Source organism: Prosthecobacter sp., assembly GCF_044232965.1.
Lineage (GTDB): Bacteria > Verrucomicrobiota > Verrucomicrobiia > Verrucomicrobiales > Verrucomicrobiaceae > Prosthecobacter.
Window position 1 is genome coordinate 129876 of sequence record NZ_JBIIKX010000006.1, and the last position, 15607, is coordinate 145482.

Consider the following 15607-nt stretch of genomic DNA (forward strand, 5'->3'; position numbering starts at 1 on the left):
AAGTTTTTCACATGTGAAGCTCATCAGTTGCCGCGTGTGATGGTCTCGCTAACTCCACGGTCCCCAACCGAGCTTAACTCTTTCCCCTTTCCCAACCATGTCTGCTGCCAATGAACTCAACATCAATGTCGCTCACGTCGAACGTGTCGCCAAGGAACTGGGCCTGCGGGCCATTCAGGTCGGCGCGACGGCCAAATTGTTTGCCGACGGTGCCACGGTGCCGTTCATCGCCCGTTACCGTAAAGAGGCCACGGGTTCGATGGATGAAGTGCAGATCTTGAACGTGAAGGAGCGCATGGAGCAGCTTGTGGCGCTGGATGACCGCCGCAGTGCCATCGTGAAGTCCCTCGAAGAGCGCAAGCTGATGACGGACATCCTGCGTGCGAAGATCGACAAAGCAGAGACGATCAATGCTCTGGAGGATATTTTCGCGCCGTTCCGGCCGAAACGCCGCACGCGGGCCACCATCGCCAAGGAAAAAGGCCTGGAGCCACTAGCAGATTTCATTGAGGCGAATCTCATCACGCAGGTTGTCGATCTGAGCGGCGAAGCGGCGAAGTTTGTGAACCCGGATCACGCAACCGAAGAGTTGCGCGTCAAAGATGCCGCCGACGCGCTCAGCGGTGCGCGGGACATCATCGCGGAGCGCATTAGCGATCATGCCGAAGCACGCGCGTCGTTGCGCAAATTCTTCACGGAGCAGTCCACCGTCATTTCCAAGGTCATGTTTGGCAAGGAGACCGACGAGGAGGCGCAGAAATTCCGCGATTACTTCGACTGGAGCGAGCCGCTGAAGTCGATTCCGTCCCATCGCATGCTGGCGATCCGTCGCGGTGAAAAAGAAGGATTCCTGCTCATGCGCATCCAGCCTGCCGAGGACACGGCGGTCAAGATGTTGGAGAACATCTTCGTGAAAGGCGGCAACGCCTGCTCCGAGCAGATGAAACTGGCCTGTGCGGACAGCTACAAGCGCCTGCTCAGCTCCAGCATGGAAACCGAGGCGCGGCTCGAATCGAAGAAGAAGGCCGACACGGAAGCCGTGCGCGTGTTTGCCGACAATCTGCGTGAACTGCTGCTCGCTGCTCCACTGGGCCAGAAACGCGTGCTGGGCATCGATCCTGGCTTCCGCACAGGCTGCAAGGTCGTGGTGCTGGATGCGCAGGGCCAGCTTCTCTTCAATGACGTGATTTATCTGCTGGGCGATGGCAACAGCCTCATGCATGCGAAGACACTGCTGACGAATCTCGTGGAGCGTTTTAAGATTCAGGCCATCGCCATCGGCAATGGCACGGCTAGCCGTGAAACAGAGATGTTCGTGAACAAGATCGGCCTGCCGAAGGCGATTCCGGTGATCATGGTCAATGAAAGCGGCGCGTCGATTTACAGCGCCAGCGAGGTCGCGCGTGAGGAGTTCCCAGATAAGGATGTGACCGTGCGTGGCTCCGTTTCCATCGCCCGTCGTCTCATGGATCCCCTGGCGGAGTTGGTGAAGCTTGATCCGAAGTCCATCGGTGTGGGCCAGTATCAGCATGACGTGGATCAGAATCAGCTCAAGACAAGCCTGGATCATGTGGTGATCAGCGCGGTGAACGGCGTCGGTGTGGAGCTGAACACGGCCAGCAAACAGCTTCTCAGCTATGTTTCCGGCCTCAACAGCGCGCATGCGGCGAACATCGTGGCCTTCCGCAATGAGAACGGCCCGTTCAAGAGCCGCAAAGACCTCATGAAGGTGCCACGGCTCGGTGACAAAGCCTTCGAGCAAGCGGCAGGCTTCCTGCGCATCCGTGACGCGGCGCATCCGCTGGATGCGAGCGCGGTTCACCCCGAGCGCTATCCGCTGGTGGAAAAAATGGCCGCCGAACTCGGCTGCACGGTCAGCGACCTCATGCAGCGCGCGGATTTGCGCCAGAAGATCGATCTGAAGAAATATGTGAGTGAAGACGTGGGCCTGCCGACGCTGCAGGACATCATGAACGAGCTGGCGAAGCCCGGCCGCGATCCGCGTAAGCAGTTCGAGGTCTTCCAGTTCGCCGAAGGTGTCAGCGAGATGAAGCATCTCACCGTCGGCATGAAGCTGCCGGGTATTGTGACGAACGTGACGGCCTTCGGTGCGTTTGTGGACATCGGCGTGCATCAGGACGGCCTCGTGCATGTGAGCCAGCTCAGTGACACGTTTGTGCGTGATGCAGCGGAAGTCGTCAAAGTGGCCCAACGCGTGCAGGTGACGGTCACAGAGGTGGATATTCCGCGCAAACGCATCGCGCTGAGCATGAAGTCGAAGCCAGACTTTGAGAAGAAGGTGGGCAGCGGCGGCCCACGTCCGGCGGGTCAACCAGGTCAAGGCGGCGGACAGCGCAGCTTCACGAGCAGCGGTGGAGGAAATCGCAGCTCCGGCGGCGGCATGGGCAATCCGTTTGGCGGTGGAGGTGGCGGTGACTGGTTCACCGCAGCGGCGCAGAAGGGGAAAAAATAGCGGCTTACTTGGTCTGAGCCGCTGGCTTCTTCCCAAGATTCTTCAACTCCGTCTCCGTCCACATCATCGAGCGGGTTTTCTCCTGTTCGCGGATCGCGGTGACCGATTTGGTTTCCATGGCACCAGCCGTGTGTTCCCACTCGCGGCGGATGTAGGTGAGGACGCCGGCGATGTCTTCGTCGGTGAGCTGGGGCAGCGGGGGCATGGCGAGGTTGTAGGTGCGGCCGCTGACTTTCACGGGGCCGGCGAGGCCGTGCATGACGATGCGGGCAAGCACCTCAGGTTTGCCGAGCACCCATTCGCTATCGACGAGCGGCGGCGCGAGGCCGTCGAGGCCGAAGCCATGCGGCTGATGGCAGGCGGCGCAGAGGGTGGCGTAGATGGTTTTGCCTTTTTCAAAGAGCGCGGTCTGCGTCTCGGTGAGCGGTTTGATGACGGGTGGGGCCGGTGCGCCGGGTTTGCCGGGCCAGACGAGGCGATTCGCGAGGCTGGAGGCCAGTTTGAGCTGCTTCAGATGCTCCGGCTCTTTTTCGAGCCACACGAGCTTCACGGTCTTTGATTTGCTGTCGGTCTTCGCGAGGCCTTTGAGGATGGTGTCGCGGTTTTCGGGCGAGTTGGCGGCCAGTTCGAGCATTTCGGCGATGGGACCGGCTTTTCCGGCGAGCACGATCAATTCGGCCAAAGCGCCGATGACGGCCTTTGAGGCATCGGAAGGCGTTTGGGCGAGTGTTTTGGCAAACGCGGCCTCTTTGCCGCGCAGGCCGGTGAGCGCGGCTTCGCGAATGAGGGCGTTTTTGCCGTGCGTGACGAGCAGCGGGGCCAAAGCGGCATCGTTGATCGTTTTGATGGCGATGTGCGCGAGCACGAGCGGATGCTTTTCAGCGGCGAGATCGAAAACGTAGTCGCGAGGTGCCACACGCGCGGCGGCGGCGCGGACATGCTCGTTTTTGTCAGCGAGCGCCGTCTTCACGAGGTCCGGCGTGATAGCGGCGAGTCCATCAAGCGTCCACAGCGCATGCTCACGTGCGATGGCGCTCTCGTTTTGCAGCAACTCCTTCAAGGCGGGCACCGCGGAGGCGTCGGCGGCCTCGACGATGAGGCGCTGCGCGGTGTCGCGCACCCAGCCGTTGGGATGCGTGAGCATTTTGGCGTCTTTGGTCACCTTCACCGGCTTCGCGCTGCTGCCTTCCGGCACGATGCGCCAGATGCGGCCCATGTTGAAGGGTTGCTCGAGTTTCCGAGCCTGGATGTTCGCGATGAGGTAGTGCGTGAGGAAGCTCTGGTGCTGGATGATGCCGCGATACATGTCCACGAGGTAAAGCGCACCATCGGGGCCGTTGCAGGCATTCACCGGGCGGAAGCGCTCGTCGGTGGAGGTGAGGAATTCGCTGCCTTTGGCCGTGTTCGTGGCCTTCACGAGGCCGTCGGCCTCGCTCATCGTGAAACGCTTCACCAAGTTCGCTGCAGGCTCGGGCACGAAGGCATTGCCGCGATACGAGGCGGGAAACGCATCACCGCGATAAATGAGCGCGCCGCAGGTGGCGGTCGGTTTCGTCAAGCGACCGTCGGCGCTCAGTGTTTTCGCATCGTAGCCGCGATTCACACCCGGCGTGGGATGCGAGGCGTAAAGTGTCTGATCCGCGGCAAGCTTCGCATTGATGCTGCTGGCCTCGCGCAGCAGCGGATTCCGCGCAAAGGCCTCCGTCGGCAGCAGATCGGCACGCAGCATGTCGGAGTTGTAGTTGAAATAGAGCCGCCCGTGATCGTCTTGGCACAGTCCCCACTGGCCGCGACCGAGTCCCACGTCCTTTTGCCACACGCCGCCGCGCAGTTTCAGCCGCGAGCTGTATCCAGCGCTCCAGATCGAGTTATCCATCGCCCACACCGGCGAGTTCGCCATGTGCTCCGGCTGACCGCCGAGCGTGCCGAAGTCGGTGGCGATCACTTCCTTCACATCCGCCACGCCATCGCCGTCTGTGTCTTTGCAGAAGAGCAACTGCGGCGGCACCGCGATCAACGCGCCACCATTCACCGCCATCACCGCCCGCGGCATCACGACCTTGTCGAGAAACGCCGTCGCCTTGTCCATGCGCCCATCGCCATCCGTGTCTTCGAGCAGCGAAACACGTCCGGTGGGCTCTTTCTCCGTGCTGCCGGCCAGATCGTGCATGTAACCACGCATCTCGCAGACATAGAGCCGCCCCTGATCATCAAAACTCATCGCCACCGGAGCCTGGATCATCGGCTCCGATGCTACGAGCTCGATGCGAAAGCCTTTTTCGACCTGAAACACCTTCATCGCTTCTTCCGGCGAAAGCGGCTTCGGCGGCGGCAGTTTGAACTTCAACTCGACCTTCTCCGGGCCGGCGTTTTTCGAATGCACAGCGCCCGCCTGCGGCGGGAATGTCGAAACCAGAATGAGGAATGTGGAAGAAAGGACGAGTGTCGAAGCCTTGAAGCGCACGGGCATGGGGATTTGATTCGGGTTTCGGAATTCGGATTCCTCCGCCAGGAGGTTACTTCTTCGCTTTCGGCTTCGGCTGCTCGGACGCTTTGATCGTCAGCGACGGCACAGGCTCGGTTTGGCCAGCAAAGGCATTCCAGGCGTTTTGAAAGGCGGCGGCGTCACGCACGTCGCCCTCGGCAATGAGCCATTGGTAGCGGAGTTTGAAGGGCGATTCGGTGCTGGCTTTGCCTTTGGGGAACATGCCAAAGCGGCCGTAGTCGCGGTAGGCGGAGGTGGCGGTGTCCTTCGGGTTGCTGGGATGATTGAGGATCACGACGGTGAAGGTTTTGCCTTCCACCGTGAAGATCTCCGCGGCCCAGGGCAGGTCCTTCACTTTGTGGGCGTCGATGTTTTCGCCGGGGAAGATGTAGGTCGTCGTTTTCGTGTCCACGAGCTCGCTCGGGCGGAACTGGGCGCCCGCGTGCTCGGGATCGCCATTCATGTCGGCCTCGCCGCTGACGGCTTTGATGGCGCTGTTCATTTCGATGCCGAGGTAGAAGGGCTTTGCGGGCGTGGTGAAGCTGAACTGGCGTTCCTCGGTCAAAAACGGCGCGGGGGTATCGCCCTGCCAGTCGATGTGCGCGGTGAAGGTGTTGTCGCCCGGCGCGACCTTCGTCACGACTTGGTCGCCCTTCTTCATGTGCCAGCGGTCATACGATTTGCCGCCGTAGCCGATCTTGCTGAAGCCGAGGAAGATGCCGCGATGATGCGTGAAATTGAACCCCGCGCCTTTCGTGAGCCGCGTGGAGCCATCGGCGCTGAAAACGTGCATGTAGGGCTTGTAGGTCTCGTGATGCTTCTCCGGCGTGCTGAGGTCATTCGCCATCATGAGCTTCGCGACGACCTTGCCGCCATTCGTGACCGCGACGTGGTCTTTCTCCGCGACGGTGATGTCGAAGGCGAAGGTGGGAAGAGCGAGGGCGAGGAAGAGGAGGGTGTTTTTCATGGAAAGGGAGGGAATGAGGAAACCAGAATGAGGAATGCCGAATCAATGACGAAGCACGAAGGCCGAATGTTGCCCTTAGGACATTGGAAATTCATTCATCATTCGCCATTCTGGTTTCGTTATTTGAAGCGTCGCTTCAGGCAAGGATCTTCTTGATCACCTTCGCGCCTTCCACGCCACTCAGCCGCGCATCAAGCCCTTGGAACTTGAAGCTGAAGGCGTCGTGCTGGATGCCGAGTTGATGGAGCATCGTGGCGTGGAGGTCGTGGACGGTGGTGATGTTTTCGACGGCGGCGTAGCCGAGGTCGTCGGTGGAGCCGAAGGTGAGGCCGCGCTGGATGCCGGCACCGGCGAGCCACATGGACATGGCTTTGTTGTGATGATCGCGACCGATGGGGCCTTTGTTGCCCTGCGCCATCGGCGTGCGGCCGAATTCGCCGCTGAAAACGATGAGCGTGTCGTCGAAGAGGCCGCGCTGCTTCAAATCGGTGATGAGCGCCATGCAGGCGCGATCGACTTCTTTGGCACGCAGCGGCAATTCTTCGCGCAGGAGGCTGTGGTGGTCCCAATCGCGATGGTAGAGCTGGATGAAGCGCGTGCCACGTTCGGCGAGTCGGCGGGCGAGGAGGCAGTTTGATGCGAAGGAGCCGTCGCCGGGCGTGCAGCCGTAGAGTTCGAGCGTTTTCGGGCCTTCGGGGCGGATGTCCATCAGCTCTGGCACGCTGGCCTGCATCTGAAACGCCATTTCATACTGCGCGATGCGTGTGGCGATCTCCGGATCGTCGCAAATCGCCGCGTGTTGCTTGTTGAGCGCATTGATCGCTGCCACGTCCGCGCCTTGTCGCTCGCGGGTGACGCCGTCCGGGCTGGTGAGATACAAAACGGGATCGCCCTGCGAGCGGAGCTGCACACCTTGATACTTCGACGGCAAAAAGCCGCTGCTCCACTGCCGCGCGGCGATGGGCTGCGGCGTGCGACCTTTGCCCGTGGACACCATGACGACGAATCCGGGCAGATCCTCCGCCTCGCTGCCGAGTCCGTAAGTGATCCACGCGCCCATGCTCGGGCGGCCGGCAATTTGAGCGCCGGTATTCATGAACATGTGCGCGGGGTCGTGATTGATCGCGTCTGTGGTCATCGAGCGCACGAGGCAGATGTCGTCCGCGACGCTGCCGAGATGCGGCAGCAACTCCGAGAGCTCCATCTGGCACTTCCCGTGTTTCGCGAAGCCAAACATCGGCCCCTTGCACACCAGTTTCTGCCCCTGGAGCTGCGCGAGCTGCTGCCCCTTTGTGAACGATTCTGGCATCGGCTTGCCATCCATCTCCGCGAGCTTCGGCTTGTGATCAAACAGCTCCAACTGCGACGGCCCGCCCGCCATCGTGAGCCAGATCACGCGTTTCGCCTTCTGCAGCAGCGGCAAGGTGCCGAGCACACCGCGTGAAGCTGCGCGAAGCAACCCTGGGCTCATCAGTGAAGCCAAAGCAACGCCACCGAGCCCCTGAGAGGCGCGGCCAAGAAAGGCGCGTCGAGTTTGAGCCGTGATCGAGTTCATGGCTCAGCTCCGCGTGATCGTTTCGTGCAGGTTGATGAGCACACGCGCGACGTGCGTCCAGGCGGCGAGTTCGCTCTTGTTTAGATTAGCGGGCGTTGGGGCTGCACCGGTTTGGAGCAGGGCTTCGGCGGCGGCGGTGTCCTTGGTGTAGTCGGCGAGATGCTTTTCAAACAAGGCGGAAATCGTCTTCATCTCGTCGGCGCTCGGCTGGCGCTGCAACGCCTGCTGGCAGGCCCAGGTGATGCGCTTCGCAGCATCGCCATTGCATTCAGAGATGATGCGAACCGCGAATGCGCGGGCGGACTCGACATACGTCGGGTCGTTGAGGAGGACGAGGGCCTGCTGCGGGATGTTGGAGCGGTTGCGCTCAGCGGTGCATTCTTCGCGGCTGGGGGCGTCGAAGGCGACCAACGACGGATGCAGGAAGCTGCGCTGCCACCAGGTGTACATGCCGCGGCGGTAGAGGCTTTCGCCGCTGTCGTTCTGCCACTCGCGGGTGGGGAAGTTCAGGTTCTCCCAGTATTTGGCGGGCTGGTAGGGCTTCACACTCGGGCCGCCGATTCTTGGCACGAGCAGACCGGAGATGGCGAGCGCGTTGTCGCGCACGATTTCAGCATCGAGGCGGAAGGCGCTCTGGCGGGCGCACTCGCGGTTGTAGGGATCGGCGGCGGTGAGTTCCTTCGTGGAGGTGGAGATTTGTTTGTAAGTGTCGCTGCTCACGATGACGCGGACCATGTGCTGGAAGTCCCAGCCGCTGTCCATGAACTCGCACGCGAGCCAGTCGAGCAACGCAGGATTCACGGGTGGCTCGCCTTGCGCGCCGAGGTCGTCGAGCACTTTGCTCAAGCCGGTGCCGAAGAACTGTTTCCACAGGCGGTTCATCACGGTGCGGGCGGTGAGCGGGTTGTCTTTGGAGACGAGCCATTGCGCGAGGTCGAGACGCGTGAGGTCGCGGCCTTCGATCTTCGGTTTCGGCAAGTAGCCGGGCAGCGCGGCTTTCACGACTTCGCCGCTTTCGTTCATCCAATCACCACGCGGCAGGATGCGCACGGTGCGCTTCGCCGTGTCGCTGATGGAGACGATGCACTTCGGTGCAGCGGCTTCAAAATCGGCCTTTTCTTTTTCGGTGGTGGAGAGCTGGGTGCGGAGAGCGGCGAGCTCGGGCGCGATCTGCTTGTAGGCTTCGGCGAGTTTTTGTTTTTGCGGCGCGGTGCGTTTGTCAGCGGGCGCTTTGAGGATGTCGGCGATCTCCTTGGCGGGCAGAGCGATGGACGGTGCGCGGATGGGCGCGGCTGCGGTGGTGGAGTTGAGCCGCAAGTTGGCGATCTCGTGATTGCCATCATGCGCAAAGCTCAGCGTGAGTGTGACCAGGGCCTCAGCGTCGGCATGTGGCTGGTCGAGTTCGAGGTAGAGCGACTGATCCGCGCCGGTGGCACCGAGAACGGCCCAGCCATTGAGCTTTTGGTCGGCGATGCCGTCGATGGTGTTCTTCGCGGGGAAGTTTGGCTGCTCAAAGGTGGCGCTAGCATGCGCGATGGGGAGCTTCTCCGCCTTGTTTTTGCGTCCGATGGTCAAAGCGACCTCGCTGAGGGCGAAGTTGCCGTTTGAGGCGAGTCCGATGCCGGGCGATTTTTCCTTCAAGGCGTCCAAGCGGATGCCGGTGGTGCCTTTCGGCAGCTTGGCGGTGATCGTGTAGGTTTCGGTGCCGTCGTTCTGCTTTCGTTCCTCGCGTTTCTTGTCGATCGTGCCGCGCACGATGCCGTCTTTGTCCGCCTTCAGCGTCACGTTCTTTTTCACGGAGGCGGCGGTGAGCGGCTTCAAAGGTTGCCACAGGCTGTTGGCGGTGGTGGCTTCGAGCGCCTTTGCTTCCCACGCTGCCTGCGCAGGAGCGAGTTCGGGGCGCGGTTTGGCAAAGTCAGCTTGAAGCGCGGCGAGGCGCTTGGCGATGTCCGCCTGTTTCTTTTCGGCTTCGGCATCGAGCACCATCATGCCCGGCTCGCGGCGACCGATGAGCGGCTCTTTGATGTCGGCGAAGAAGGCACCGAGCTGATAGAAGTCGCGCTGGTTGAAGGGATCAAACTTGTGGTCATGGCACTGCGCGCAGCCCGTCGTCTGGCCCATCCACGCATTGCCGACAGCACGCACGCGGTCGGTGAGCATGCGTTGTTCATAGTCCTTCGCCTGCGCGCCGCCTTCCTCGGTGCTGAGGATGAGCCGGTTGAAGGCGGAACCGACTTTCGTCTCCTGATTCGCATCCGGCATGAGATCACCCGCGATCTGCTCGATGGTGAATCGGTCAAAGCGCTTGTTCGTGTTGAAGGACTTGATGACATAATCGCGGTAAGGCCAGACGTTGTGCGGATTGTCGCTGTGGTAGCCGATGGTGTCCGCGAAGCGCACCACATCGAGCCAGCCGATGGCCATGCGTTCGCCGTAGTGTAGGTTTTTGAGCAGGGAGGAGACGAGTTCCGAGTAGCGTTTGTCGGACAGGTCGGACCAGTCAGACATGTCCGACGGTTTGGGAGGCAGGCCGAGGAGATCGAAGTAAAGACGGCGGATCAGCGTGCGCGCATCCGCTTTGGGAGATGGTTTGAGCCCGATCTCCGCGAGACGCTTTTGCACCAGCACATCCACGCCGTTTTTGCCTGCCGGAATTGCCGCCTTCACCGGCTTTTCATACGCCCAGTGCTGCTGATAGCCCGCGCCCTGCTCAATCCACTTTTGGAGGATGTCTTTCTGCCGTTGCGTGAGCTTCTTGTGCGAATCCGGCGGCGGCATGAGATCATCCTCGTCATCGGTCAGGATGCGGGCCACGAGTTCGCTCTCCTTCACTTTGCCCGGCACGAAGGCCTTCGCCGTGATGGCTTCCTCACGGATGTCGAGCCGCAGATCGGCCTCGCGATGCTTCGGGTCGTTGCCGTGGCAGTAGAAGCAATTGTCCGACAAAATCGGCCGCACATCACGGTTGAACTCGATTTTGGCCGGCACCGGCGGTTCAGCGGCGAAAACGGCCAGCGGGGCCAAAGTGATGAAAAGGAGGCTTTTTCTCATAATAATGCGTGTTCAGGAAAACGATGGATCGGGCTGGTATATTCTCACTTCAGACTGGCATATCCAGTCATGTTCAAGGGGGCGAAATCATGTCCGCCACAGGATGAAAAATCGTGCCGCTGGAGATTCTTGCTGGCAGCGAGGTGAGGATGACGCAAGTCGTGTCGGTGACGGGATCGGCCCAGGCAAGCGTGCCGGTCGATCCGCTATGGCCGAAGCTCTTTTCCGAGCAACCCTTGCCGAAGCCTGCGGGGCCGATCATGAATCCGATGCCGCGACGGGCTTCAAGACCCTCGGTATGATTGCGAATCATCAACCCTGCCGTTTCCGTGCGCAGCATTTTGCCGGCGGGGTGCATGAAGCTGTCGAGAAACCGCGCCACATCGACCGCCGTGCCATGCGCGCCGCCCCACGGTGCGGCGAGATTCCGCCAATACGGGCTGTTCCAGTCCCAAGTCTTCGCGTTCGGATCGCCCGCACCTGATTCCGGAGCAGCGTGCTCGGTTTGGCAGCGGATGGTGTCTTCGAGTTTGAAGGAACCGAGACCGAGAGCCGTGCGCGTCATGGCCAGCGGTGCGAAGACCTCTTGCTCGAGAAAATCCGGCAGCTTTGTCTTCGCGACGCGCTCCACGATCTCCGCCGCGAGCAGGATGCCCATGCTTTGATAGTGATACTTCGTCCCCGGAGCGAAAAGCAGCGGCGTGCGGATGGCTCCGCGCACAAACTCCGCCAGCGGCGCGTGTTGGGAACGCAGTTCGGTATTGTTTTCGAGTTGGTCTGGCAACCCCGACGTGTGCGTGAGCAGTTGCTCAATGGTGATGTCCTTTCGAGCGCCTTCGCTGAACTCAGGGATGAATTTCTTCGCCTTGTCGCTCAATCGCAGTTCGCCGCGATCCGCCAGCACCATGACGCCTGCCGCAGTCATCGTCTTCGTGATCGACGCGAGGAGGAAGATGGCGTCCTCATCCTTCGCGCGGCCAAAGGCTTGCTGAAACGTGTCCTGGCCGCGCCGCACATGCAGCACGGCGGATTCGAGCACTCCGGCATCGACTTGCTTCTGGATGATCTGGGCGGCGGCTTTCATGCGGTCGGTGTTCGCGCTGTGGCTTTTCGTCGCGGCGAGGCTGGCAAGCAAGGTCATGAGGGAACGGCGATTCATCATTTTGTGGCTGGTTCCTTGGGTTCTTTGGCCTGGATGATGAAATCAAAGAGCTGGCCGTGGCGCTTCCCGTCGAGTGTGATGTCCATCGGCACCATCTGCACGCCTGCGGGCAGCTTGTCGGGATCGGTGGTGAGTTTGACCTTGAAGCTCTGGCGAGATTTTGGGCCAACGGTGCCTTCGAGAACGGAAGGCTCGGCTTTCACGCCGGGTGGGAGCTGGAGGACGACGCGATGCTGCTGCAAGGTGTCGCGGAAGTTACGCACGGTGATGCTCACCTCGGCTGGTTGCTCGACATCGACGCGATACGGATAAGCGCTGACCCAGTAGGGATCGTAGCCGTATTCATAATTCGAATCGGGCAGCAGATCCTTGTATTTGCGGATCGCACGCAGCGCCCAGTCGTGGAAGCGGTCCACAAAGGCAGCGGGCTCGGTCATGAGCACGCCGTGTGCGCCCATGATGATGTCGGGCTGGATCTTTTGCAGATACTTCGCGGCAACGAGGTAGCCTTCCTCAATGATGGCGCTGTTGCGGGCGTTGACGCACTCGTGACCGTTCTGCGCAGGATCGGCGGGATCGCCAAAAAGATTGTCGCCGGTGAAGACGACCTTTTGGCCGTCGAGTTCGAGCCACAGCGCGTTGCCGAATTCCGTCTGGCCCGGCATCCAGTCGATGTGCAGCTTGTAGCCTTCCCATTCGATCACGTCGCCCGCTTTGAGGATGCGGTCGATCTTCGCCTTCTCGAACCCGGCGTTGTAAGCGCCGATCATCGCGGGGTAGTCGTAGAAGCGCGGGTTCTCGCACTTGTCGGCGATGGTGTCCATCGTCCAGAACTTCACGCCGTGGTCCTCCAGCGCGGGGAAGAGCGTGAAGTGGTCGCCATGCGAGTGGCTGATCCAGCAGGCGTCGATCTGCTTCAGGCCGAGGTATTCCTTCATGTCGCTGATGATGCGCTCCAACACGAGCTTCGGGAACAGGCCGCAATCCAGCAGCAAGGCGTGGCCGCTGTCGGCGATGAGGATGGCAAAATTCTTCCCCGCCATCTCCGGGCCGAACATGTAGAGATGCGGAGTTACCTGCACGATGTAGTTCGCCTTCGTCGGCTTCGTGGCGGGATGCGGGCCGCGTTTGGAGAGGTCGTTCACCGGATAGCCGCGGATGTAGTCGGGCCGGAAGTCGGCGAGCTTCTTCTCGTAAGCCGCAAACTGCTTCGTCGCCTCACGAATGACCGGCCCCTGCGATGGAAAGGCGGTCTCGATGCCCAAAGCAGCGAGTTTTTGCACCGAGGCGGTGAGCGCGTCGAGTCCTTTGGCAAAGCCGTAGTCCCACTCGGTGTCGAACCAGTTCGTCATCTTCGTGCCATCGTGCATCACGCCGCCGGTGAAGGCCAACGTGCGGCCCTCGCGCTTGATGACGAAACTCATGCCGCCGGGTGAATGCCCCGGAGTGCTCACGCAGGTGATGTCGAAGCCGTTCCAGGTGAACACCTCGCCATCTGCAAGTACACGGTCGATCTTCACTGGCGCGGCAGGAGGGCGCACATAGCTCGCGCCATGCACACTGTATTTGTCGCCGAGGCGCGGATGCCATTTACGGAACGAGAGCGGGCTTTCAAGAATCTCTTTCTCCACCTCCGAAGTCGCGACCTTCGTAACCGCACGATCCAGCATCGGTGCTCCCTGGCACAGCTCGCGATGATGATCTGTGAGCAGCACCCACTCGACCCGCTTCACGCCGATTTCCGCCAAGTGCTCCAGCACCGTGCCATCCCCCAGATTGATGACCAGCGCGGCGTCCTCATGCTTCAGCACATGGACGTTGCAGGTGTCCTGCCAGAGCTGCACGCCCGGCATCGGTTGCTGGAACTCGGCGAGCGCGAGGCTTTGCAGGACGAGGAATGCAGAAAAGAGGCGAATCATGCAGCTACCAACGTCGCGAAGGCGCGATTCGCTTCAATCTCGCTGCATCAGCGCGAACACCGGCGACAGTAGCACGGCCTAGCGCAGCTCCTCCCGCGCAGTGCGCGGCAATGTTTTTGAAATTCAATCGCACAAAGAATGGCTAAAACTTGAGACATCAGGTGGGATCTTATTAGGATGCAGAATGCCCAGTCCCAGACGATTTCTGAACCACTCCATCGAAGAACTGGAGCAGGTTTGCGCTGCAAGCGGCGGGGATGCAGGGACATTACAGGAACTTGCCAGTGAACTCGGACACCGTAAGAGCAAACGCGCAGCGACGCTGCTCGCAAATGTAGAGCAAAGACTTTCTGGTTCCGTGCCAACCAAGATTTCGCCGGTTAGACCCACTCCAAAGCCTGAAAAGTCTTCCGCTCAGCCGCCCCAGCCCCCAAAACCAGCTCAGCGGACAAAGTCGCAGCCCCCAAGTGCCTTCGCTCAACCGCCGCCAGCCACAACAAGTGAGACACCAAGTGATGGAGAGGGGCCGCCTTTGCCACCTCACCTTGGAGAGTTTGTGGTGGCTTTGAAGGAAGAAGTCGAAGCAGCCAAACGGAATCTTGGAGGCAGTGCCGCCCTTCTTTCCGATGGTCGCTTGATTGCCCCGGTCGGTGGAGGTTTTCATTATCGTTTTCAGTCTCAACGGCCCCTTCGGGTTCCGCCAGACACGCCAGGTTTCTTGGCTGTTGGAGGCGGCAATGATGACATTTCAGTTTCAGTCATTGAGATTGAAGACTTGTCCGTCGTGCTTGAACTGCCCAAACACATTGGAGGCAGCATTCCGCAGGCTAAGCTCAAGACGGACCTCACCATGCTTTTGCTGAGGTTGATCGAACGGATCGAAACTAAAGGCATAGATCACCATCCTGCGGCTGATCGTATTCTTGGACTCGCTCCGTCCAGCGTTGGAGTTCAAACATTTGACGCATTCAACACGCAACTGAACCCTGAACAGCGTTTGGCCGTGGGCAGCGTCTTGGGCGGGGATACCGTCTTCATCTGGGGGCCTCCCGGCACAGGCAAGACTCAGACAATTGGCGAGATTGGTGCGCAGTTGTTTCTGAGACAGAAGACTTTGTTGATCGCCTCGCACACCAACACAGCCGTCGATGAGGCACTTTTACGAATCGCCGACGCTCTCAAGGGACAGTTCAACGAAGGAGAAGTGCTTCGACTAGGCGAACCTGTGAAGACAGAACTGCTAGCTCGACCTGACCTGATCCTCAAACGTGTGGCTGAAAAGCGATCTGCCGAATTGGAAAAACAGAAGAAAATGGCCGAACAGGCCAAGGTCTCAACGATGAGTCAGTTGGAGGCTATTCACCGCCGCGTTGATATTTGCCAGTGGCTGGCTGAGGCCAGCAACGATAGCGAAGCATTCAGAGCGAGGCATCATTCCCTAAAGAGTGCAGAGCGAGAGATGGCAAGTCTTGTTGAGGAACTGACGCAAGCTGCCAGCCAGAAGACGCATTGGGTGCAGGCTCGATTTGTAGCAGCACAAGCCGTCAAGAATGTAGGTGAGCTTACACGCATCCAAGATGGTTTGGCCACTTGCCGCAGTCAGCTTAAGACTATCCAACGCGCTCGGGACCTGCACGAATCCGAAGTGAGGAAGGGCGAAAGCGTGCTATCTCTTGCTCGACAAGCAGAGCCCTACCGAAATCGGCTGGATGCTCTTCCTGCTTTGGCTAAAGCCCGTGCCAATGCTGCCTTTTCGAAGACAATGTCAGATCAGGCGAGAAACCTTCACCAGGCGAAAAGCGCCCAATTGACCAGTGCTAAAGCGCTGCTACAGCAGACCCTCTCTGTTGGTTCCATCAAGAGAATGTGGCTAACAGCCTGTTGAAAAACCTCTCCTCCTGGGTGATGAGAACAACCCTGCATGTTTGAGCAACGCCAAACCAAGCAACGCCAGCAGGAACTCTGGATAGTCGCCGGAGAACTTCCCGCAGCCAC

At 60.2% G+C, this 15607-nt stretch carries 8 protein-coding genes; 2 read left to right on the top strand and 6 right to left on the bottom strand.

Annotation, left to right across the window (positions count from 1 at the left end; translation table 11 throughout):
- Positions 1-97 precede the first annotated feature (97 nt).
- Positions 98-2473, top strand: a complete 2376-nt coding sequence (locus tag ACILSI_RS04550) for a Tex family protein (protein ID WP_395720665.1) — start codon at positions 98-100, stop codon at positions 2471-2473.
- 4 nt (positions 2474-2477) lie between these two features.
- On the opposite strand, the gene ACILSI_RS04555 is transcribed toward ACILSI_RS04550, so the two are convergent.
- From ACILSI_RS04555 to ACILSI_RS04580, 6 genes are all read right to left on the bottom strand, one after another.
- The gene (locus ACILSI_RS04555) at positions 2478-4943 is read right to left on the bottom strand and encodes a c-type cytochrome (protein WP_395720666.1); all 2466 of its coding nucleotides are present in this window, start codon (positions 4941-4943) and stop codon (positions 2478-2480) included.
- Positions 4944-4989: 46 nt separating this feature from the next.
- Positions 4990-5925 carry a DUF6807 family protein gene (locus ACILSI_RS04560; RefSeq protein WP_395720667.1) on the bottom strand — a complete coding sequence of 312 codons (936 nt, stop codon included), beginning with the start codon at positions 5923-5925 and terminating at the stop codon, positions 4990-4992.
- Positions 5926-6061: 136 nt separating this feature from the next.
- Positions 6062-7480 (bottom strand): DUF1501 domain-containing protein, encoded by a 1419-nt coding sequence (locus ACILSI_RS04565; RefSeq protein ID WP_395720668.1) that lies wholly within the window; start codon positions 7478-7480, stop codon positions 6062-6064.
- Positions 7481-7483: 3 nt separating this feature from the next.
- On the bottom strand, positions 7484-10531 hold the full coding sequence (locus ACILSI_RS04570) for a PSD1 and planctomycete cytochrome C domain-containing protein (protein ID WP_395720669.1): 3048 nt from the start codon (positions 10529-10531) through the stop codon (positions 7484-7486).
- A gap of 73 nt (positions 10532-10604) precedes the next feature.
- Complete coding sequence (locus ACILSI_RS04575; RefSeq protein ID WP_395720670.1) at positions 10605-11693, bottom strand: serine hydrolase domain-containing protein; 1089 nt, start codon at positions 11691-11693, stop codon at positions 10605-10607.
- Positions 11690-13612 carry an MBL fold metallo-hydrolase gene (locus tag ACILSI_RS04580; RefSeq protein WP_395720671.1) on the bottom strand — a complete coding sequence of 641 codons (1923 nt, stop codon included), beginning with the start codon at positions 13610-13612 and terminating at the stop codon, positions 11690-11692. The genes ACILSI_RS04575 and ACILSI_RS04580 overlap by 4 nt, the downstream gene beginning before the upstream one ends.
- Before the next feature lie 532 nt (positions 13613-14144).
- On the opposite strand from ACILSI_RS04580, the gene ACILSI_RS04585 reads away from it, so the two are divergent.
- Entirely contained in the window at positions 14145-15497 is a 1353-nt protein-coding gene (locus ACILSI_RS04585) for an AAA domain-containing protein (protein WP_395720672.1), read from the top strand.
- The last annotated feature ends 110 nt before the right edge of the window (positions 15498-15607 follow it).

Bases quoted from the DNA above. Each gene is read 5' to 3' on its own strand.
- ACILSI_RS04560 (WP_395720667.1), bottom strand. From the start codon at position 5,925: ATGAAAAACACCCTCCTCTTCCTCGCCCTCGCTCTTCCCACCTTCGCC.
- ACILSI_RS04550 (WP_395720665.1), top strand. From the start codon at position 98: ATGTCTGCTGCCAATGAACTCAACATCAATGTCGCTCACGTCGAACGT.
- ACILSI_RS04570 (WP_395720669.1), bottom strand. From the start codon at position 10,531: ATGAGAAAAAGCCTCCTTTTCATCACTTTGGCCCCGCTGGCCGTTTTC.
- ACILSI_RS04565 (WP_395720668.1), bottom strand. From the start codon at position 7,480: ATGAACTCGATCACGGCTCAAACTCGACGCGCCTTTCTTGGCCGCGCC.
- ACILSI_RS04580 (WP_395720671.1), bottom strand. From the start codon at position 13,612: ATGATTCGCCTCTTTTCTGCATTCCTCGTCCTGCAAAGCCTCGCGCTC.
- ACILSI_RS04575 (WP_395720670.1), bottom strand. From the start codon at position 11,693: ATGATGAATCGCCGTTCCCTCATGACCTTGCTTGCCAGCCTCGCCGCG.
- ACILSI_RS04555 (WP_395720666.1), bottom strand. From the start codon at position 4,943: ATGCCCGTGCGCTTCAAGGCTTCGACACTCGTCCTTTCTTCCACATTC.